The sequence below is a fragment of the Streptomyces sp. NPDC003016 genome (assembly GCF_053591455.1).
This window is the reverse complement of sequence record NZ_JBSFTV010000023.1, coordinates 112,702-133,785: the sequence shown is the minus strand read 5'-3', so window position 1 is coordinate 133,785 and position 21,084 is coordinate 112,702. Positions and strand designations below refer to the sequence as shown.

The following is a 21,084-nucleotide window of genomic DNA, read 5'->3' as shown; positions in this document are numbered from 1 at the left end:
GGTTCACACCCCCTTCGGGGCCCTCCCGGGGGGGGGGCGCGGCCCGGCGCCCCCCCCCCCGCCGCACTGGTCAGTCGCCAGGCACCCTGGTGGGTACGTCGAACCAACTGGTCGCGAGTTTCGCGATCTGGTCATCCGTCAGCGCGCCCTGGAACACCCAGGTGTCGTCCACCATGCCGGGGAAGTAGCCGCCTGCCCTGGTGCCTGTGCCGGACCGGCCGACTTGAAGCGAGGCCGCCTTGAAAGCGAGTGCGTCTTCCGCCCATGGCACCAGATCCGCGCATGCCGGATCGTCGTTCTCGCCGTTGCCGTCGGCGTCCTGGCAGGTCACTTCGGCCAGTACGCCGTTGACGTACAGACGCGCCTCCTTCGCGAATCCGTCGTAGGCCAACGCCAGATGGTTCCACTCGCGGGCGTCATAGAACTCACCGTTGTCTGCCTTGACCACGGCCGCGTCAGTGGCGTCCTTGTCTGCCACCGACAGCTGCCAACGGCCATGGTTCGCCTCCGGGTCCGCGGCGTCAGGCACGAAGCGCACCGCGAACGCGCTCTGCTTGGTGCCCTCCGCACTGGCCACTGCCACCGCGTCCTTGGGCATTGCCGCCGCCTGCGCCCAGGCAGTGAGCGTGAAGCTGCCTGACGTATCAACTGGAACAGTGCTGGTCGCGGCGTAGCCGCTCGTACCGTTCAGTTGCAGGGCACCGAAGTCGATGTTTGCCGCGTCCGACTTCGAAGCCCCTCCGTACAGCGTGAGCGCATTGCCCGTGCCGGCGGCATCCGGGGTAGTGACCGGAGCGGTACCGGCCGTCTCCTCGAAGTTCCAACGGCTCTTCACCAGCGGACGCTGCTTGAACAGCTGCTGCACCTCGCCGGCCGAAACGGGCCGGTCGAAGAGCCTGACGTCGTCGATCTGGCCGGGGAAGTACGCGCCGGGCTGACCACCGTACGAGCCGGCGCCGATCTGCACGGCGCCGCCCGCGTACCACGTCGAGGACACACTCGTGGGAGGACCGGCGAGCGTGCCGTTCACATAGAGCGTCAGGGTGTTGGCCACGGTGTCATGCACACCGGCCACGTGCACCCACTCCCCGCCCCGTGCACTCTTGCCCTCGGCCTCGATGGCACGGATGGGCGCGGCGTCAGGGGTGTCTGCGGAGTACTGGTTGAACGCCCATCGGTCATAGGCGGCGGAGTAGTACAGCTCGAAGCCCGGCTTGTGCGTGCCTGCCTGCGTCGCAATGATCGCCGCGTGGTCCGGCTTCGTCTTGGGGAGTTTCACCCAAGCCGAGACCGCGAAGCTACGCAGGTTGTTCACGAGCGGTCGCCCCGTGCTGGCGTAGTCGTCCTGACCGTCGAACGTGGTCGCCGCATCCGCGACACCTGCCGCGCCGGTAGTCGGAGTCCCGTGGTACTTGGCAGACATCACCTCTGGCGTGCCGGTCAGCGTCGTTGCGGCGGCTTCCTCGTCCATCGGGAAGACGGCACGTGCCGGCCGGGCGGAGATGAGCGATTCCTTTCCGTTCAGTCGCGTCACTTCGCCCTGCGCCAGCGGCTTGTCGAAGATCTGCAACTCGTCGATGGAGCCCGGGAAGAAGCTTCCGGGCTTGCCGCTGTAGGAGCCGGCTCCGATCTGCAGACCGCGCCGGGCATCCCATGGTGAGTCGTACGTGATGGTGCCGGCCAGTTCACCGTCGACGTAGAGCTTCATCTCGTCGTAAGTGGCGCTGTAGGTACCCACCAGGTGGGTCCACTTGCCGACCGTGGCGCCTCCTGCGGAGGCCTGCATGACTCGAGTGATGCCCGCATCAGCGGTGTCTGCCTGGTACTGGTTGAACGCCCACCGGTCATACGCCTTGGAGTAGTACAGCTCAAACCCCGGTGCGTGATTGCCTGGCTGAGCGGCGATGATTGCCGCGCCGTCAGGGGCCTTGGAGAGCTTGGCCCAAGCCGAGACCGAAAACCCGGTCTCGGTGCTCACCGTGGGGATGTCGGTCTTGGCGTAGTCGTCCACCCCGTCGAAGCTCACGGCTGTTCCCTTGGCCCCCGGAACCTTGGGTGTGGGGCCGCCTGACAGGGATGCGGTGTATACCCCCGCGCCCCCCTTCGCCTCCGTGGCGCCGGCTCCCTCGTCCATGGACCAAGCCGCGCGCTCGGGCTGGCCTGCCTTGACCCTGAAGCGGTAACCAGTAGCTGCTGAAACGTTTCCTGCTGCGTCGAACGAGGAGACGTAGAGCGTGTTCACCCCTATCTTGGGCGGCAGTATCCGCAGTGTCCTGGCGGCACCGTTCGTCGTGCTGATCGAGTTGCTGGAACTGGGATTGACATTGAGGCCGTACCAGTACTTGGTGACCTGCGTGTCGTTGGCCTTGATCTCGAACGTTCCGTACTTGCCCATCCCGTCGAACCACGGGTCGTCCGGGTCTTCGGTCTTTGAGGCGGGATACTCGTCCGAGAAGATCACCGGTGAACTCGGAGCCTTGGTGTCGTAGTAGAAGTAACAGCCTGTCGGGTCGCCTGCGTACGACCACGGCGAGTACTGTGCGCCGTCATATGTGCGGACGTGCCAGTTGACCTGCTTGTTCTCCGGGATGACCGATGATGGCAGGTCGATCGAGAAGTCTGAGCCGGATCTCTTGGCAGTGGTCAAGGTGGGTTTCCACGCCCCGCTGTCCCATGTCGCCTGGAACTGCACCGACACCCTGTCGCCGTCGGGGTCGGTGATGTTGTCGGCGTAGACCTTGCCGAGGCTGCGGATGCGCTTGGCGCTCTCCGGCCTCTTGCAGGTGTCGCTGTATTGCATGCTCAGTTGCGACATCTTGACCTGGGACGGCGGCCGGTTGTACTTCACCCGCAGAAATGCCTTGTCGGAGAAACGCTTCCAAGCGTCCGCGTCCGACTCGTTGGACGCCCGCAGGCCGAACGTCATCGACGGGTCCCTGTCGTCGGCAGCAGCCTGCACGGCCGACCTCACCGAGAACTCGGCATCCTTGGCCTCGCAGCCTTCGTAGCCGTAGGCGAACGATTTGGAGGACAGTTCCTTGATCCAGAATCCGGATGCGTTCTGGGAGTTCCACGTGGTCGAGGTCGATATGCCCTTCGTCTGCCACAGCTCCACGGACCGGTCCGCACATGAGGCAGACCAGGTGTTTCGCACCACGAACTCGGCCGACAGGATCGACTTGCCGGCGAACTTCGAGACGGGGATCTGATAGAAGACCCGTTTGGTGTCGTGCGGCGCGCAGTACGACCAGCCGCAGTAGCCCACGCCTTCGGTCGATTTGCCGTTGAACTTCCACTGCGGGGACGAGGCCCAGTACTTCGAGGCCATGGTCCACGATGTCGCCCGTGGCGAGTACCACTGCGGGTCAATGAACACCGGATACACGGTGTCCTTGCCCTTCAGCACCTCTGTGTCCGGGGTCAGGACCAGCTCGTCGCCACCGGCCGGGATCTCTACACCGACCGGTGCGAGTTGCCCCGACTCTCCCGCTCCAGGCTCTCCACGCGACTGGTCATCGTTGGCCGCTACCAGGGCCCGAGTGGCCGAGACGGGAGCAGCTGAGGCGTTCTCACCCTCGCTCGAGTCCCACATCACCGGCGTCGACGCTTCGAACACCGCGTTTTCCGCGCCCGCGTCCAGTGCCTGCAGGCCGCCCTCGGCGGTTTCCTTGATGTTCAACCCATGAGCAGCCAGCTTCAGGCGCAGCTTCGCCAGGTCACTACTGGCTGCCGCCTTCGCGCTCTTGACCACCAGAAGATGGGAGAAGCCTTCCGGTGAAGCGATCAGCCGCAGGTCTACACCCGGAAGAACATGCGCATAGGTCGCCGTGTCGCCTTCAAGCGTCGGCTTGGGCAACGGCTTCGGCCAGGACAGCTCCATTTCGCGGCCGGCTTTCTCCAGCCGCACCATTGGCCCCCTGCCACCACCTGAGAACGCCACTTCTACGGTGACCGCCTTGGGAGCAACCATCCCGTTGGCGGCGATTGTCAGTTCCGTGTCGACCGGCTTCCACGCGCCGTCCACGCGTGCCCACACCGGGCGCAGGTACTCCCGCGCCTCAAGGTCTCCCTCTGGCGTCGCGAAGGTCTCGCTGGTTTCGCTCCGACGCGAGGCGACCTCCACGGCCCTACCTGACCGCCTGGCCTCCGCGAAAGCCTCTGCCTCGGAATGAGCACCCTCGGGCGCCTCGGCCTTGTCAGCCGCATCGGCACTCCGGGCGTGCGGAACCAAGGCCATCGCACCGGACACGGGCAGCAAGCCAACCAGCAAAGCCGCACTGAGTGCCAAGCCCCCGGCTCCGCCCACAGACAGGCGCCTCCATGCTTTGGACACTATCCCCCCACTGTTAACCCATTGATGTGCGGGGAAGACAACTACACGTGCACGCATCCTCACAACCCGCATACAGGACAAAGGGTGTCCGGTTCCATGCGAGACCAGTGGCGTTGATCACAGTTTTGCTTTGTGGGACGAGTTTGTGCGACCCTCATCATTTCTTCAGCACTGAGTAGCCGCACTTTTGTGTCGCCGAGTGCAAAGGGCCGCACAACACGCGGCAGTTCGAGTGGGTTCAGGTGGATGCGCCCGTCAACGTACGCAAGTGGCTGCTCGATGCGGCACACACCCACCCGCCCCCGAAAGAGGCGCAAACTCGCCGCTGCCGCTCATTGGTCAACTGCCATAGGATCCCGCAGACATCTCCGATCATTTGATCCGAAGAAAACCGGGGAACTTCCATGTCCTATGACCGACTCAGCCGCCGTGGTTGGCTGGCCGCCACTGCAGGCGTAGGCGCGTCGCTCATCACCGGCTCGGCCGTTGGATCCGCCTCGGCCGCCGAAGTGCCCCCGCCGAGCCCATATGCGACCAAACTTCCGCACCAGATCGAAGCCGAGACACTCATCGAGTATCTGCGGATGCGTCCCTGGAGCGACGACGCCAACCGCTACAAGACAGCAGGAGAGTTCCCCGACGAGAACTCCTCGGTCGTCTGGGGCACACCCGGGCAGCCGAAGCAGTTCTCCGCGTTCGCACAGTGCTCGTCCTTCATCACCCTGGTCCTGCAGCGCGCCTACGGCACCGGCACGGCGTACGGATGGGCAACAAGGGAGTACTTCAGCCAGTACTTCAACACCGAGGCCGGAAAGTTCTACCCGACGGCCGAAAAATTCCGTGAGGGCTTCGCAAACGCTGCGAGCATCCCCCATTTCACGGCAGTCACCAAACCGGTCAACCTCCGCCCCGGGGACCTCGTCGCCCTGGACTACGACCCGGCAACCACCACCGAGCCGTACACCGGACACATCGTGATGATCCGGGAACGCAAGGGGACATGGGCGTCGTCGGCGGACAGCGAGGTCGGCAGCGATGCTGTCCCCTACGTCTTCGAGATCATCGACTGCACCAGCAACCCGCACGGTAACCCCGCCGGTTCCGAAACCGCCGAGGCCACCTACCGCGGTTTCCCCGACACCCGCATCGAGGAGATACCCGGCGGGACCCCCGAGTGGATCGAGCACGACGGCACCGGCTACGGCCACATGGTGTTCTACGGGGACGCCACCACGAAACTCTTCGCCGGCTACCGCTGGGGCGTCAACTCCCCCACCGCCCACAAGGTGACCGCACGCCCCATCGCCGCGGCCCGCGTCTACCTCACCTGACGCGCCGGGAAGCGCGCCCAGGGCGGGGCCGGTCGGCGCTCAGCGCAGCTCTTCCGGGCAGGCCGTGCCCCGCGTCAGACCGTAGGGGGCCGCCAGCCGGTACACGCCGGGTGCGGGGGCGAGCAGTTGCGTCCACTCGTCCCCCGCCGCGTCCTCGTCCGCCTTCATCAGGCAGCCGTTGGGGTTGGTGAACGTCCGGTCCGCCGCCTCCCCCCGGGCCTTCGACTCCGGGGTCTCGGCCGGCGGTTCGACGCGCTCGCCCTCGGCGTCGACCAGGCCCAGCCACGGCGAGTACGGGATGCGGATCAGCACCCGGCCCGCGCTCTTCACCCGGATCGTCAGCTCGCCCGCGCCCGCGCGGTCCACCGTCGCGGGCGGATCGGCCAGCGGCGTCGGGTCGTCGACCCGGAAGAGCCGCCAGTTGGCGTCGCCCCAGACCTGTTCCAGGTAGGGCAGGCCGGAGCGCACGAGCTCGTACTCCTGGGTGGCTCCGCTCGGGTCCGGGTTGCCCGTGGGCAGTACGACGTAGTGCACGGCCCAGCGGTACAGCCACTCCCGGTAGGTGTCGGAGCGGAGCGTGTCGTCGTAGAAGAGGGGGTTGCGCTCCATGTCGGCCTGCCGGTTCCAGCCGCGTGCGAGATTGACGTACGGGGCGAGCGCCGAGGCTTCCCGGTGACTGCTGGCCGGGACCACCTCGACCCGGCCCTTCTCCGCACCGACCTCCTGCAACTGGTTGACCAGCGGCGCCAGTTCACGCGTCCAGGACGCCGTCGGGGCGGTACGGACGATGTCGTCGACGCTCTTGACGCCGATCCAGGCGTGGAAGCCGAGGAAGGCGACCACGACGGCGTACCACTTGACGGTCCGGGGCGCGGTGAACGGCAGCGCCGCCAGCAGGACGACACCCGCGAACACCATCGCCAGGCGGGACACGTTGCTGCCGATCTGCGAGTCGATCAGCCAGGTCAGGAGCACCCCGACGGCATAGACGGCGGCTCCCGTCCGTACCGTCTTCCAGTCCTCGGGCACGAGCACGAGGACCAGTACGCCGAACAGGAACGGCAGCGAAGCCGTCCCGAAGGACATCGGCTGCGTACCGGAGAACGGGAACAGCCAGGAGGACACGGCGACGACGAGGACCGGCGCGAGGCCGAGCGCGTAGGCACCGGGGCGCCGCTTGTTCAGGAACAGCGCCGCCGCGACGACGCCGAGGAACAGGCCGGCGACCGGGCTGCTCGCCGTCGCGAGACCGGCCAGCGGCGCGGCGACGGCCGCCTTCGCCCACCGGTTCGCGGCCCAGCGGCGCGGCCAGCAGAACACCGCGGCGACCGCGCCGAGCGCGAACATCATGCCGAGGCCGAAGGTGACGCGCCCCGACAGGGCGTTGCAGAGGAAGGCGAAGACCCCGGCGAGCGAGCACCACAGGGGATTGCGGACCGCCTTGACACGGGCCAGGATCAGCGCGGTCAGGGCGGCCGACACGGTGCCGACGATCATCATCGTCGTACGGACGCCGAGGACCGACATCAGGTACGGCGAGACCACGCTGTACGAGACGGGGTGCATCCCGCCGTACCAGGCGAGGTTGTACGCGGAGTCGGGGTGGCGGCCGACGAACTCGGCCCAGGCGTCCTGCGCGGCGAGGTCGCCGCCGCTGTTCGCGAAGAAGAAGAACCAGACGACGTGGACCGCCGCCGCGGCGGCCGTCGCGATCGTCACGGGGTGCCGGAGGACGTGGCGGAGGCGGCCGCCGTCCCCGGCGGGGGAGGCGGGGCCGGGCCCGGTGGGCCGGGGCGTGGACACGGGGGTGCGACGTGGCGCCGCACCGTCGGGTGTGCCGCCCTGGGTGCCGCTCCGTGTACCACTGCGTGTGCCGGAGTCGCTGCTGTCCTCGTCCTCGTCCGCGCCCTTGGCGCGCGTGGGCCCAGCGGTGGTCATTACTGCTCTCCCCGTCTTCCCCGGGTACCGACAAACCCCCCGACGTGTACAAGGACGCCGTTGTCGCGTCCCGCAGTTGCCCGGACGCTAACACGGAGCGCACGTGGCGCTGCCGCCGGTTCCCGGGACCGGCGGCAGCACTTCGCTCAACGCCCGGACGTCAGCCGACGCGGGTCAGCTTGGCGCCGAAGTCCGGCTCCGCCAGGTCCTGCTGCAACGCGACCGGGACCTTGACCTGACTGGCCCCCTCGCCCACGGTCAGCATGCCGACCTCGGTCCCGGCCTCGGCCGAGTGCGGAACGGCCGAGCCGCCGTCGGACAGTTCGAGCTGCACCTCCAGGCCCGCCCAGCCGACCGCCTTGACGTCCTTCGTCGCGACGACCGGCGTCGTACCGCCCAGCCCGTCGTCGACCGTGCCGACCACGTCACCCTTCTTCACGAGCGTCCGCGAGGTCAGCGCGTCCTGCGTGGCGAGCATCAGTTCCTTGCTCGCCCCGATGGCGGTGCCGAGGATCGGCGTGGCGTGCTGGGCGAGGACCGCACCGACGATCAGCTGGTCGGTCTCGCCGACCATCTTGTGCGCGGCGAACAGCAGGTTGCCGCCGGCCTTGGTCGTGCTGCCGGTCTTGATGCCGAGCGCTCCGTCGTACGGAACGAGGTCGTTCCAGTTGCGCCAGCTCCTCCCCGAGGGGTCCGTCCAGGACGGCAGCTTGGTGATGTCCAGGAACGCCGGCATCTCCACCAGCTCCAGACCGAGCTTCACCTGGTCCTCGGCCGTGCTCACCGTCGTCGCGTCGAGACCGGACGGGTCGGTGTACGTGGTGTTCGTCATCCCGAGGTCCTTGGCGGCGTCGTTCATCTTCTCGACGAACGCCTCCTCGGAACCCGCGTCCCAGCGCGCGAGCTGGCGCGCGATGTTGTTTGCGGACGGAATCATGATGGCCGCGAGCGCGTCGCGCAGGGAGAGCTTGTCACCCTCCTTGACGGTGTTGAGCGTGGACTCGTTGTCCGTCTTGTCCAGCTGCCCCTCGGTCTCGCCCTTCGCGTCGATCTCGATCGACGGGCCGTTCTCGCCCCTCTTCAGCGGGTGCTCCTTGAGGATGACGTACGCCGTCATGGCCTTCGTCACGCTGGCGATCGGTACGGGCGTCTGCTCGCCGGACGAGCCCAGGGAGCCCGCCCCCGACGCCGCCATGAACGCCTGGCCCTTCTCGGGCCACGGCAGCGAGGGCTTCTCGCCGTCGAACGTGAACGTCTGCTCCGCGGTCATGGTCAGCTGCGGTTCGGGCAGCGGGCGCACGGCCTGTACGACGGCGAAGACGACCACCAGCAGGAGGACCAGCGGCGTCCAGATCTTGACCCGCCGCACGGCGGTCCTGACCGGGGTCTCCGGCGGTGGCGGGGTGTTCGTCAGCTCGGCGAGCAGGTCGAGCGGCGGCCTGGGCGGCAACGGCTGCTGCCGGGTGCGCTCGGCCTCCGGGAGGGAGGCGGGTGCGGTGGATGCGGCAGGCGCGGCGGATGCGGCCGAGGCAGCCGGCGCGGCCGGGGCGCTGCGCGGCCTTCCGGCCGGCGGCCGGACGGTGTCCGGCTTCAGCGGCACGAACTGGCTGGTGCGCTCGGTGGCGGACTCGGGCCTGCTCACGGTCTTCAGCGCGGTGGTCGGCCGGTCCACGGTCCGGCGCGGCCGCACGGCCTTGAACACCGCCGTCGCCTGGTCCGCCCCGTCGTCGGAGTCGCCCTCGGCTCCCTCGGGTGCCCGGTCCCGCTCGACCGGTTCGGACGTACCGGCCTTATCAGGCTTGACGGACCTAACGGATGTGTCGGACGTATTGGACGTGCTGGATTCGGAAGAATCCGCCGCGGGTTCGTCGCCGTCGGCGCCGGCCGGTGCGCCCCCGTCCACCGACGGCTCGTCGGCGCCGGGTGCCGCAACCGCTTCTTCCGCTTCTTCCGCTTCTTCCGTTTCTTTCGTTTCTTTCGTTTCTTCCGCGCCGTCAGCCTCGTCGCCGTGAACCCCGGTCGCGGCCTCGTCCTCGGCTCCGGCCTCGGCTCCGCCCTCGCCCTCGACTCCGTCCCGAGCCTCGGCTCCGGCCTTGCCCTCGCCCTCAGCCTCGCCCTCGCCCCCGTCCCCGTCGGCAGCCGGAGCCGCACCCGACGGGTCCCGGTCGTCCGGGTCCCCTGTCGCCACCCACGCCGCCACCGCCGCCCGAAGGCGTGCGTCGCCTTCCGGCGCGCCCGGCGAGGCGCCCGGCTCCTCGGGGACACCCGGCGCCTCCGGCGCGCTCTCCGACTCCTCCAGGGCCTTGCCCGGGGCCCCCTCGGGGGCCTCCTCGGCCTCCCCGGAGACTTCCCCGGCCTCCTCGGGAGCCTGCGGCTCCTCCGGTTCCGTTCTCGTGGGCATCTTGAAGACCGCCGTCGGCTGATCCACGCGGTCGCGGCCTTCCGGCTCCGGCTTCGCAGCCGGTTCGGCCGAACCGGCCGGTTCCCGGAGAACGGCGAGCCGCGGATCGCGTTCACCCGGCGCCGTCCCCCCGGACGACTTCCGCTGCTCCGACTTGTCGGGGGACTCGCCCGCCACCGATGCCTCCTTCATACGCGCTTGCGCATACGCCCGCTGTCCGATGTCCGAACCATGTACCAGTGTCCTGTCTGAGACCCGGACTTCCTCGCTAGACGAGAACGACATACCTGCCGGTTCCCTCGCAAAGCGCCCAGGCGCTCTCGACAGATGAATGTGAGAGGGGTCACCCTGTCACTCATCCACGCGGGGAGGCATGGATGGGCAGGAGTCGCAGAACACTTCCGGAGGAGCTTCTGCTGCTCGCTCTGGACCCGGCAACGGGTACCACAGCGCAGCCGCAGTCGCTCGACCTCGGCCTGGCCGGGGCACAGCTAGTAGAGCTGGCTCTGGCAGGACGGATAGCCCCAGACGGGGATCGTATCGCCGTGGTGATGGCACGGCCGACAGGAGATCCGACATTGGACTCCGCACTGGAACTGCTGCGCAGGCGCGGCAGCCCGGTCCGGGCGGTCCACTGGATCGGCGGGCCCCGGCTGGGGCTCCGCCAGACGTATCTCTCGCATCTGGAACGGTGCGGCATGGTGCATGCCGTGGCGGGGCAGATGTGCGGGGTGCTGCCGACGACTCGCTACCAGGCGACGGAATCGGTGATCTGCCGGGAGATCAGGACCCGGCTGGACAACGCGATCCGCACCGGCGTACCGCCGGACCCGCGGACCGCGGCGCTCGCCGCGCTCGCTCACGCAGTGGGGCTCGGCAAGCATCTCTACCCCGGCAACGAGGGGCGCTCATCACGCTCCCGCCTCCGGGATCTGATCAGGCACGACCCCATGGGCGGTCTCGTGGCGCACGCCGTGATGGACGTCCAGAACGGTGTGGCCGCACAGCCCCGCCGGACACCCGCAGCGGGAGGCCGGCCGCAGCCGTCCGTACCGATGCAATCGCAATCTCCGCCGCAGGCGCAGTCGCACCGCGACGGCATGACGCGCCTCGCGGCGCACTGAGCCGGGCCGCAGTACCAGCACCGCCCGGGCAGCACCCGCAAGACCAGCACCGATGCCGCACCGACGTCCCCAAGACCCGGTTCGGGAGCCGCACCGAAGCGCGCGGGGTGGTGGACCGGCCGTCCAGACCTTCCTGGACCGGACCGGACCGCCACCCCGCGCACTCGTGCCTGCACCGCGTGTGGTCATTTTCCAGCGCGGCGGCGAACAATGGTGGCAGTCTGCTGAGCAGTAGAGCGTGCAAGCGGTACAGCCGTACATACGCACAACGCACTCAGCCGGAGGTGCAGTTCCCGTGGCGTCCAACGTCAATCCCACCGTCAGGCGACGTCGATTGGGCCAGGAGCTCCGCCGGCTCCGCGAGCTCAAGGGCATGACGGCCGAGGAGGTCGCGGAGCGCCTGCTGGTCTCCCAGTCGAAGATCAGCCGCCTCGAGAACGGCCGCCGCTCCATCAGCCAGCGCGACGTGCGCGACCTGTGCGGGGTGTACGAGGTCGAGGACCACCGGATCGTCGACTCGCTGATGCAGATGGCCAAGGACTCCCGCCAGCAGGGCTGGTGGCACGCCTTCGGCGACATCCCGTACAGCGTCTACATCGGCCTGGAGACGGACGCCGCCTCACTGCGCGTGTACGACCCCCAGATCGTCCCCGGCCTGCTCCAGACCCCGCGGTACGCCGAGGCGCTCATCACCGGCGCGCTGCCCGAGACGGCGGTCAACGACGTCGAGAAACGGGTCAACGTCAGACTGCGCCGACAGGAGCGCATCCTCTCGGCCGAGCAGCCGCTGCGCCTGTGGGCCGTCATCGACGAGGCCGCGCTGCGCCGCGTCGTCGGGGACAGACAGCTGATGCGGGAGCAGTTGGAACACCTGGTGGAGCAGTCCCAGTTCCCCCACGTGACGGTCCAGATACTCCCGTTCGACATGGGCGCGCACCCCGGCATCAGCGGCCACTACGCGATCCTGGAGTTCCCGGACGCGGCGGACTCCAGCGTGGTCTACATCGAGGGGGTCACGAGCGACCTCTACCTGGAGAAGGCGAACGACGTCCAGAAGTACAGCGTGATGTACGAGCATCTGCGCGCCCAGGCGCTGAACGTCGAGGCCTCGCGGCAGTTCATCGCGGACATCGCGAAGGATTACGCCCGCTGAACCAGGGGGCCCGCCGGAGGAACCGGAACGGTACACCGTGGCCGTCCCGCAGCGGAAGACCCTCATGGAATATGCCATCCGGTCGAGTGAACGGCCGCTTCGGACGGGGGCGTTCGCGAGTAGCGTCGCTCCCGCCAGCAAGAACGTTGGTGTCTCACTCCACGACCAGCAAAATCGGAGCGAACATGGCAATCCATCAGGGCGCTACGGACACCTGGACGAAGTCCTCGTACTCCGGGGGCAACGGCGCGTGTGTAGAGGTCAAGTCCCCCGTCACGCACGCCGTCGCGGTGCGGGACTCGAAGGTGCCCGAGGGCCCTTCGATCACCTTCGCTCCCGGGTCCTGGAGCACGTTCGTGGGCGGCGTCGGCCAGGGGACGTTCGACCTCGGCTGACCGGCCCCGCGCCGAGCACGACGCGCCGATCACGACGCGCGGAGCACCATGCGCGAAGTACGACCGCAATGAGCCCTCTCGACCGGTTCGCCGTCCTGGCCGAGGGGGCTCCGGCGTACCCGCCCGCGCCGGCCCGGGCATGCTGAAGCGCGCAGTCGCGCATCCCTCCTTCTCCCCGCTCTTCCGACCGCACGGGACCCGCATCCCGTGCGGTCGTTCGCGTATCCGGGGTCTGTGTACGGCGCCTGACGAAGCGCCCGCCCATGGTGGGGCCGCCCTCGCCCCCACGACAACGGCCGGAGGGTCAAGGGAAGGTAAAGACGTTCTGCTTTGTGTCCTGCGTTCACATCTCTGACCGGTGAAAGTCTTGACCGGCCCCCGCGGCGAGCGGTTCAATCCCCGAAGTCCCCGCTCCCGCACGGGGACTCCGCCAATGGAACGTACTGACGAAGCACGATCCGGTTCACTCGGTTGAACGCAGCAAGCAGCATAAGGCGGACCCCTGGAGGGGGCATGAACAGTCTCGACTGGGCCGTGCTCATCGGCTACTTCGGCGTCATGGTCGCGATCGGCGTCTGGTCCCACAAACGCGTGGAGACCGTCAGCGACTTCTTCACCGCCGGCGGAAAGATGCCGTGGTGGCTCTCCGGCATCTCGCACCACATGTCCGGCTACAGCGCGGTCATGTTCACCGGCTACGCGGGCATCGCGTACAAGTACGGCGTCACGTCATTCGTGACGTGGTCGTTCCCCATCGCGATCGGCATCGCGATCGGGGCGAGCCTGTTCGCTCCCCGGATCAACCGGCTGAGGTCGAAGCTGCATGTCGCCTCGCCGCTGGAGTACCTCAAGGCCCGTTACAACATCTCGACCCAGCAGGCCCTCGCCTGGTCCGGCGTCCTGCTGAAGATCGTCGACGTGGGCGCCAAGTGGGCGGCGATCGCCACCCTCCTGTCGGTCTTCACCGGCCTCTCGCTCAACCAGGGCATCCTCATCACCGGCGTCGTCACCGGCGTCTACTGCACCGTGGGCGGGCTGTGGGCCGACGCCCTCACCGAGCTCGGGCAGTTCATCATCCAGCTCTTCGCCGGTCTCGCGATGCTGTTCGCGGTGATGGCCGAGCTCGGCGGGTTCAGCTCGCTGTGGACGGTGTGGGACAAGCTCCCCGAGAGCCACAACGACCCGCTGACCGGCGACTTCACCCTGATGTTCCTGCTGGCCTACCTCTTCATCAAGACCTTCGAGTATTCGGGCGGCATGTGGAACCAGGCCCAGCGCTACATGGCCACGGCGACCGCCCGCGAGGCCACTCGCTCCGCCCGGCTCTCCGCAGTCCTGTGGCTGGTGTGGCCGCTGGTCCTCTTCTTCCCCATGTGGTGCGCGCCGCTGCTGGTCGAGGCGCAGAAGCCGGACGCGTCCGACTCGTACGCCCTGATGACCGAGCAGCTGCTCCCGCACGGCCTGCTGGGCCTGGTCATCGTCGGGTTCTTCTCGCACACCATGGCCATGTGCTCCTCGGACGCCAACGCCATCGCCGCGGTCTTCACCCGCGACATCGCGCCCGCGCTGTCCCAGAAGGCGCGCGGCTGGTCGCAGCGGGCCGGTCTGGTGGCGGCGCGGCTGTCGACCGTGGCGTTCCTGGCCCTGTCGATGGCGATCGCGACGCAGGTGAACTCGCCGGCGTTCAAGGACATCATCACGGTCGTCATCAAGTGGGTCGCGGGGCTGATGGGGCCGATCGCGATCCCGTTCATGCTGGGGCTGCTGCCCCGGTTCCGCAGGTCCGGGCCGACGGCGGCGCTGGTCTCCTGGGCGTGCGGGCTGTTCGCCTTCTGGCTGCTGAACTACGGGATGGGCGGCGTGGCGACGCAGTACCAGGTGTCGGTGCCCCTCGCGGTCTCCCTGGTGCTGTACATCCTGATCGGCTTCGTCAAGCCGGAGGACACCCCCGAGCGCGACGCGGTGCTCGCGCGCATCAACTCGGACGACGGCGGCGGGCCGGCCACGGGCGCGGGCGCGGCGGTCCCGGCTCCGGCGGCGGCCGGGGAGGTGAAGGCGCGCGAAGGCGCGGCCGACTGAGGGCGGGGCGGGGCGCGGGCGGGGTGTCGGGCAGGGTGCGGGACGGGGCGGGCCCGGGGGCCGGAGTACGGACGTGCTCAGGCCCTCGGGTAGCGGACCAGCCAGCCTGGGGCGCTGACCGCGGGGCCGTGCAGGGCGGGGCCCTGGGTCATCTCCATCGCGAAGTCGTCGGCGAGTTCGAGGACCGTGCCGCGCCCCTCCAGCTCGGCGAGCCACCCCGGCGGCAGCGCGGTCTCGCCGTGCAGGGCGCCGAGCAGGCTGCCGCACAGCGCGCCGGTCGCCTCGGAGGCTCCGCCGTGGTTGACGGCGAGGCGCAGGCCGTGGCGGACGTCCTCTCCGACGAGGGCGCAGTAGACGGCGACGCCGAGGACGTCCTCGGCGGTGCGGCCCCCGCCGAGGGACTCGACGCGCGCCGGGGAGGGTATCCCCTGGCGTACGGCGCCGAGGGCGTGCTTGAGGGCGTCGGTGACGGGCTGGTGCCCCGGGCGCGCGGCGAGCAGGGCGAGGGCGCGCTGGACGGCCGCGTCGAGGCTCTCGCCGCGTGCCAGGCCGTGCACGACGACGGCGAACGCCCCGGCCGAGAGGTACGCGGCGGGGTGGCCGTGGGTCTGGGCGGCGCACTCGACGGCGAGCTGGAGGACGAGCTGGGGGTCCCACCCGACGAGGAGCCCGAAGGGCGCGGAGCGGGTGACGGCGCCGAAGTCGCGGGCCGTGGGGTTCCTGGGACGTTCGAGGGTCCCCATGGTCGCGTCGGCGAGTCCGGTCAGGCACTCGCGGGAGGGGTCGCGGCGGGCGTACAGCCACTCCTCGAGGGCGAGCCAGCCGCTGTCCTCGCGTCGTTCGTCCGGGCCCCAGTCGCGCTGGGTGGCGGCCCACCGCAGATGCGCGCGGTGGATGTCGGTGGGCGGGTGCCAGGCGCCGGTGTCGCGGCGCACCTGGGCCCGTATGAGGCCGTCGACCGTGAAGAGCGTCAGCTGGGTGCCGGCGGTGACGGCGCCGCGTCTTCCGTAGGCGGGGACGAGGTCGGTGACCGCGTCGGTGCCGTGGGCCGCGCGTATCTCGTCCAGGCTCAGGGCGCTCACACCGGCGCCGAGCGCGTCGCCCACGGCGCCGCCGAGCAGACAGCCGCGTACCCGGCTGCGGAAGTCCTGCTGCTCGGCACGGCCCCATACGGATGTGACTGGTGCGCTCACCGCTTCTGCCCTTCCCCTGTGGCCGGCGCCTGTGTGGGCGACGCCTGCCGTCCGCCGTCGGCGTCCGGCGCAGCACTGTAACCGAAGGGGAAGAAGGTGTTCAGGGGGCAGCTGCTTCACGGCTCCGCCGCATGGCGCCCCTCGCCGGAAGGCTCGGTTCGAGCCCTTCCGGCGAGGGGACCGTGGCGCGCGGAGAGACCGTCCGCACGGCTCAGTCCGTGATCCGGATCTTGCCGTTCGCCTCGGTCTGCTCGGGGGCGGCCGGCTTCGCTCCCCGCTGCGTGATGCCCTTGAGCAGCTCGGCGAGGTCGACTCCGGTGGTGGAGCTGAGCAGCTCCATGCCCTGGGCGACGTTGTCGGTGACCGTACGGGACAGCCGGCTCGCGCCGTCCGTGGAGATGACGGTCATCTTGTCGATGGCGCTCATCGGCTCGGCCGCCTTGGCGACGACCTGCGGCAACACCTCGACGAGCATCTGGAGGACGGCCGCGTCGCCGTACTGCGCGAACGCGTCGGCCTTCTTGCGCATCGCCTCGGCCTCCGCCGAACCCTTCGCGGCGATGGCGGCGGCCTCCGACTCGCCCTCGATCCGTACGGCCTCGGCGAGCGCCGCGCGGTGCAGCTTCTCGCCCTCACCGGTGAGGCGGGAGCGCTCGGCGTCCGCCTCGGCCTCCTTGACCTGCGCGACACGACGGGCCTCGGCCTCCTGCTCCGCCTGGTAACGGGCGGCGTCGGCGGGCTTGCGGACCTTCGTGTCGAGCTCGCGGTCGGTCAGGGCCGCCTGGCGCTCGGCGACCTTCTCCTGCTCGGCGAGGACTTCCTGCTGGCGTGCGGCGTCGGCGAGCGGACCGGCGGCGTTGGCCTTGGCGGCCGCGGCCTCGGTCTCGACGCGGATCTCGGCCTGCTTGAGGTAGAAGGTCCGCTCCGCGATGGCGATCTCCTCGGCCGCCTTCAGCCGGGCCTGCTCCGAGGCCCGCTTGGCGATGGCCTCGGCGATGTCGGCCTCCTGGCGGGCACGGGCGGCCTCGGGGCGGCCCAGGTCCTCCAGGTAGGAGCCCTCGGTGGTGATGTCCTGTATCTGGAAGGCGTCGAGGATCAGGCCCTGCCCGGAGAGGCTCGCCTCGGCCTCCTCGGCGACCTGACCGGCGAAGGCGGCCCGGTCACGGATGATGTCCTCGACCGACATCCGGCCGACGATGGCGCGCAGCGCACCGGACAGCACTTCCTGCGTGAAGCCGACGATGCCGTCCTGCTGCTGGAGGAAACGCTGGGCGGCGGCCCGGATCGCGTCCTCGCTGCCGCCGACCTTGACGATCGCGACGCCTTCGAGGTTGGCCTTCACACCGCGCAGGGTGACGGCGCCGCGCACGGAGATCGGGATGTGCCGGCTGGACAGGTCGAGGGTGAACTTCTGCTGGACGAACGGCACGACGAAGACGCCGCCGCCGACGACGACCTTCTGGCCGCTGTTGTCGGTGGAGGTCTGACCGGTGACCGGGTCGACGGACGTCTTGCCGCGACGGCCGGTGATGATGAAGGCCTCGCTGGGGCCGGCGACCTTGTAGCGCGTGATGACGACAAGGGCCAGCAGGACGAGGAGTACGACGACTCCGACGACAGCGACGATGACTGGACTCATGAGGAATTCCCCCCTGCCTCCCCGGGGGACGGCAGCAGTTGGAGTGGTGCGCGGGAAAAGTGGTACGCGGTACACGGGAAGCGGTACGCGGGACTGCGGGACGGCGCGAAGCGGTGTCAGCGTTCGACGGGGCGCACCGCGACCGAGGTGCTCGACAGGGACGCCTCCACCCAGATCTCGGCGCCCCGCGCGACGGGCACCGCGCTCTTGGCCGCGAGCTTGACCGGCTGGCCGCCGAGCCGCAGCATCACCTCGCCGTACCCGTCGGAGGGAATCGCGGTCACGACGGACCCGGCGGTGCCGACGAGGTCGGTGCCGCGCGGGGTGGCGTCGGTCTGGTCGCGCATCAGCGCCCGGCTGAACTTCCACGCGAGCCAGCCCGCCGCGACCCCCGCCGCCACCCCGACCCCCGTGGCCGCACCGGCTCCGAGCCCCGTGGCGCCGAGCATGATGGCGCCGCCGAAGCCGGACATCGAGAGGAATCCGGCGATCACGGGCAGCGAGAGCAGGCCGTCGAAGAGGCCGTCGAGGGCTCCCCCGAACAGCCCTTCAAGAATCCCGTCGAAGATCAGCGAGAGGGCCAGCAGCACGATCCCCGCAATGCCGAGACCAAGAAAAACAGTCATCCGCCGCTCCCCCCGGGTGCGCCGATCTGGTGGACAGAAGGGATCGTCTCACGCAGGGCCGGAAGAAAACATTGCCGGGTTCCGGCAATGTTTACGCTCCCTTGATGCCGCTTCACTCCAGCACCGGAAGCAACTCCGGAAGGTGCCCGTCCGACGCGGCCGCCGCCCGCTGCCGCTCCGGCGGTACGTCGCCGTACAGCGTCGTGCGCGGCTTCGAGGGCCGGCCCGCGGCGTCCGCGATCGCGACGAGGTCCTGGACGGAGCGGTACGAACCGTAACTGGAGCCCGCCATCCGCGAGATGGTCTCCTCCATCAGCGTCCCGCCGAGGTCGTTGGCGCCGGAGCGCAGCATCTCGGCCGCGCCCTCCGCGCCCAGCTTCACCCAGCTGGTCTGGATGTTGGTGATGTGGGGGTGCAGGAGGAGGCGGGCCATGGCGGTGACGGCGCGGTTGTCGCGGTCGGTCGGGCCGGGCCGGGCGATGCCGGCCAGGTAGACGGGCGCGTTGGTGTGGATGAAGGGCAGCGTCACGAACTCCGTGAAGCCACCGGTCTCCTGCTGGACGGCGGCCAGGGTCCGCAGGTGGCCGAGCCAGTGCCTGGGCTGGTCGACATGCCCGTACATCATGGTCGACGAGGACCTGATGCCCAGTTCGTGCGCGGTCTTCACGACCTCGATCCAGGTCGCGGTCGGCAGCTTGCCCTTGGTGAGGACCCAGCGCACCTCGTCGTCGAGGATCTCGGCGGCGGTCCCGGGGATCGAACCGAGTCCGGCCTCCTTCGCCGCCGTCAGCCAGTCCCGGACCGACATGCCGGTGCGGGTGGCGCCGTTGACGACCTCCATCGGCGAGAACGCGTGCACGTGCAGGTCCGGGACGCGTTCCTTCACGGCGCGCGCGATGTCGAAGTACGCCGTGCCCGGCAGGTCGGGGTGGATGCCGCCCTGCATGCACACCTCGACCGCGCCGACCTCCCACGCCTGCTGGGCCCGGTCGGCGACCTGGTCCAGCGACAGCGTGTAGGCGTCGGCGTCCGTGCGCCGCTGGGCGAAGGCGCAGAAACGGCAGCCGGTGTAGCAGACGTTGGTGAAGTTGATGTTGCGCGTGACGATGTACGTGACGTCGTCGCCCACGACGTCGCGGCGCAGCTCGTCGGCGATCCGGGTCAGGGCGTCCAGCGCCGGGCCGTCCGCGTGCAGCAGCGCCAGCGCCTCGTCGTCGCCGAGCTTCGTCGGATCGTCCGCGGCCTGCCGCAGCGCCTGCCGTACGTCGGTGTCGATGCGCTGCGCCACCATGCCGGGGGCGGCGGCCTCGCGCAGCGCGTCCCAGTCGCCGTACACGTCGTCGAAGTCGTCGCGGCGGTCGCCGGTGCGCCCGTCGGTGTCGATGGTGCGGTGCAGGTCGGTGCGGCCGGTCGCGGTGAAGCCCTCGTCGGGCTCCTGCCACGGCAGGCCCTTCGGCCGTACGTCCTCGCGTGCCAGCCCGGTCTCCGGGTCGGCGAGCGCCCGTACGTGCGGGACCAGCCGGGGGTCGAGCCAGGGCTCGCCGCGTCGGACGAACTCCGGGTAGATGGTGAGCCGTTCACGCAGCTCGAAGCCGGCGGCGGCGGTCTGCGCGGCCAGCTCGTCGATGTGCGGCCAGGGGCGCTCGGGGTTGACGTGGTCGGGGGTGAGCGGCGAGACGCCGCCCCAGTCGTCGATGCCGGCGCCGATGAGGAGCGCGTACTCGGCGTCGACGAGGTTGGGCGGTGCCTGGATGCGGGCGCTCGGTCCCAGGATGTGGCGGGCCACGGCGACGGCGGCGGCCAGCTCCTCCAGCTCGGCGTCGGGCATGCCGCGCATGGCGGTGTCCGGCTTGGCGCGGAAGTTCTGGACGATGACTTCCTGGATGCCGTGGTAGGCGCGGGCGGTCTTGCGGAGTTCGAAGAGCGCGTCGGCCCGCTCCTCGTACGTCTCGCCGATCCCGATCAGGAGCCCGGTCGTGAAGGGGACGTTGGAGCGTCCGGCGTCCTCCAGCACGCGCAGCCGTACGGCGGGCTCCTTGTCCGGGGAGCCGTGGTGCGGGCCGCCGGGCTCGGACCACAGGCGGGTCGCGGTCGTCTCCAGCATCATGCCCATGGAGGGGGCGACGGGCTTGAGCCGCTGGAGGTCGGTCCACGACAGGACACCGGGGTTGAGGTGGGGCAGCAGTCCCGTCTCCTCGAGTACGCGGATCGCCATGGCCCGTACGTACGCGAGGGTGTCGTCGTACCCTTCGGCCTCCAGCCACTCCCGGGCCTCGGGCCACCGCTCCTCGGGCCGGTCGCCGAGCGTGAACAGGGCTTCCTTGCAGCCCGTTTCGGCGCCGCGGCGCGCGATGTCCAGTACCTCGTCGGGCGACAGGAACATCCCGTGCCCCGCGCGCCGCAGCTTCCCGGGAACGGTCACGAAGGTGCAGTAGTGGCACGTGTCACGGCACAGGCGCGTCAGCGGGATGAACACCTTGCGCGAGTACGTGATGACCCCGGCCCGCCCGACGGCCTCCAGCCCCGCGTCGCGCACCCGCGCGGCGGAGGCGGCGAGGTCCTCGAGGTCACCGCCGCGCGCCTGGAGCAGTACGGCGGCCTCGGCGACGTCGAGCGCGACCCCGTCCCGCGCACGCCTGAGCGCACGCCGCATGCTGTTGGCGGTGGGCCCCGTCCCTGCTCCGGCACCTTCCCCGCCCTCGTGCCCCTGTTCGTTCCCGTGTCCCTGCGGTGCGCTCGTCGTCATGCGTCCGAGCATACGAGCGCACACCGGTACGGACCGTTGCGCGGAGCACCACCGCACACCGCGCAGGTCCCGGACCGCTCCGCCCGGACCCGGCGCCGGTTGCCGAGAGCGCCGGTCAGGGGGCCG

12 protein-coding genes are annotated in these 21,084 nt (G+C 69.7%); 5 read left to right on the top strand and 7 right to left on the bottom strand.

What is annotated here, in order from left to right; translation table 11 throughout:
• Positions 1-70 precede the first annotated feature (70 nt).
• A complete protein-coding gene (locus ACWDZ4_RS21310; RefSeq protein ID WP_451509984.1) occupies positions 71-4,237 on the bottom strand; it encodes a LamG-like jellyroll fold domain-containing protein in 4,167 nt (1,388 codons plus the stop codon).
• A 500-nt stretch (positions 4,238-4,737) separates the two neighbouring features.
• Here ACWDZ4_RS21310 and ACWDZ4_RS21305 point away from each other — a divergent pair, with 500 nt between their 5' ends.
• The gene (locus ACWDZ4_RS21305; RefSeq protein WP_451509975.1) at positions 4,738-5,664 is read left to right on the top strand and encodes a hypothetical protein; all 927 of its coding nucleotides are present in this window, start codon (positions 4,738-4,740) and stop codon (positions 5,662-5,664) included.
• Positions 5,665-5,703: 39 nt separating this feature from the next.
• On the opposite strand, the gene ACWDZ4_RS21300 is transcribed toward ACWDZ4_RS21305, so the two are convergent.
• Positions 5,704-7,602 carry an MFS transporter gene (locus ACWDZ4_RS21300; protein ID WP_451509974.1) on the bottom strand — a complete coding sequence of 633 codons (1,899 nt, stop codon included), beginning with the start codon at positions 7,600-7,602 and terminating at the stop codon, positions 5,704-5,706.
• Between the two features lie 160 nt (positions 7,603-7,762).
• Positions 7,763-10,195, bottom strand: a complete 2,433-nt coding sequence (locus ACWDZ4_RS21295) for a hypothetical protein (RefSeq protein ID WP_451509973.1) — start codon at positions 10,193-10,195, stop codon at positions 7,763-7,765.
• A gap of 185 nt (positions 10,196-10,380) precedes the next feature.
• On the opposite strand from ACWDZ4_RS21295, the gene ACWDZ4_RS21290 reads away from it, so the two are divergent.
• The 4 genes from ACWDZ4_RS21290 (at position 10,381) to ACWDZ4_RS21275 (ending at position 14,754) form a co-directional block, all read left to right on the top strand.
• Positions 10,381-11,127 carry a GOLPH3/VPS74 family protein gene (locus tag ACWDZ4_RS21290; protein ID WP_344496829.1) on the top strand — a complete coding sequence of 249 codons (747 nt, stop codon included), beginning with the start codon at positions 10,381-10,383 and terminating at the stop codon, positions 11,125-11,127.
• 295 nt (positions 11,128-11,422) lie between these two features.
• Positions 11,423-12,280, top strand: a complete 858-nt coding sequence (locus tag ACWDZ4_RS21285) for a helix-turn-helix domain-containing protein (RefSeq protein WP_451509972.1) — start codon at positions 11,423-11,425, stop codon at positions 12,278-12,280.
• A 185-nt stretch (positions 12,281-12,465) separates the two neighbouring features.
• Positions 12,466-12,675, top strand: a complete 210-nt coding sequence (locus ACWDZ4_RS21280; RefSeq protein ID WP_451509971.1) for a DUF397 domain-containing protein — start codon at positions 12,466-12,468, stop codon at positions 12,673-12,675.
• Positions 12,676-13,188: 513 nt separating this feature from the next.
• Positions 13,189-14,754 (top strand): sodium:solute symporter family protein, encoded by a 1,566-nt coding sequence (locus ACWDZ4_RS21275; RefSeq protein ID WP_451509970.1) that lies wholly within the window; start codon positions 13,189-13,191, stop codon positions 14,752-14,754.
• 77 nt (positions 14,755-14,831) lie between these two features.
• Here the strand turns inward: ACWDZ4_RS21275 and ACWDZ4_RS21270 are convergent, their stop codons facing one another.
• The 4 genes from ACWDZ4_RS21270 to ACWDZ4_RS21255 all read right to left on the bottom strand — a co-directional run bounded on the left by ACWDZ4_RS21270 (position 14,832) and on the right by ACWDZ4_RS21255 (position 20,958).
• A complete protein-coding gene (locus ACWDZ4_RS21270) occupies positions 14,832-15,947 on the bottom strand; it encodes an ADP-ribosylglycohydrolase family protein (RefSeq protein WP_451509969.1) in 1,116 nt (371 codons plus the stop codon).
• Between the two features lie 211 nt (positions 15,948-16,158).
• Entirely contained in the window at positions 16,159-17,586 is a 1,428-nt protein-coding gene (locus tag ACWDZ4_RS21265; protein ID WP_451509968.1) for a flotillin family protein, read from the bottom strand.
• A 116-nt stretch (positions 17,587-17,702) separates the two neighbouring features.
• Complete coding sequence (locus ACWDZ4_RS21260) at positions 17,703-18,212, bottom strand: hypothetical protein (RefSeq protein ID WP_451509967.1); 510 nt, start codon at positions 18,210-18,212, stop codon at positions 17,703-17,705.
• Between the two features lie 112 nt (positions 18,213-18,324).
• Positions 18,325-20,958 (bottom strand): bifunctional FO biosynthesis protein CofGH, encoded by a 2,634-nt coding sequence (locus ACWDZ4_RS21255; RefSeq protein ID WP_451509966.1) that lies wholly within the window; start codon positions 20,956-20,958, stop codon positions 18,325-18,327.
• Positions 20,959-21,084: the final 126 nt, after the last annotated feature.

Bases quoted from the DNA above. Each gene is read 5' to 3' on its own strand.
- ACWDZ4_RS21295 (WP_451509973.1), bottom strand. From the start codon at position 10,195: ATGAAGGAGGCATCGGTGGCGGGCGAGTCCCCCGACAAGTCGGAGCAG.
- ACWDZ4_RS21310 (WP_451509984.1), bottom strand. From the start codon at position 4,237: ATGGCCTTGGTTCCGCACGCCCGGAGTGCCGATGCGGCTGACAAGGCC.
- ACWDZ4_RS21300 (WP_451509974.1), bottom strand. From the start codon at position 7,602: ATGACCACCGCTGGGCCCACGCGCGCCAAGGGCGCGGACGAGGACGAG.
- ACWDZ4_RS21260 (WP_451509967.1), bottom strand. From the start codon at position 18,212: ATGACTGTTTTTCTTGGTCTCGGCATTGCGGGGATCGTGCTGCTGGCC.
- ACWDZ4_RS21275 (WP_451509970.1), top strand. From the start codon at position 13,189: ATGAACAGTCTCGACTGGGCCGTGCTCATCGGCTACTTCGGCGTCATG.
- ACWDZ4_RS21280 (WP_451509971.1), top strand. From the start codon at position 12,466: ATGGCAATCCATCAGGGCGCTACGGACACCTGGACGAAGTCCTCGTAC.
- ACWDZ4_RS21255 (WP_451509966.1), bottom strand. From the start codon at position 20,958: ATGACGACGAGCGCACCGCAGGGACACGGGAACGAACAGGGGCACGAG.
- ACWDZ4_RS21265 (WP_451509968.1), bottom strand. From the start codon at position 17,586: ATGAGTCCAGTCATCGTCGCTGTCGTCGGAGTCGTCGTACTCCTCGTC.
- ACWDZ4_RS21305 (WP_451509975.1), top strand. From the start codon at position 4,738: ATGTCCTATGACCGACTCAGCCGCCGTGGTTGGCTGGCCGCCACTGCA.
- ACWDZ4_RS21290 (WP_344496829.1), top strand. From the start codon at position 10,381: ATGGGCAGGAGTCGCAGAACACTTCCGGAGGAGCTTCTGCTGCTCGCT.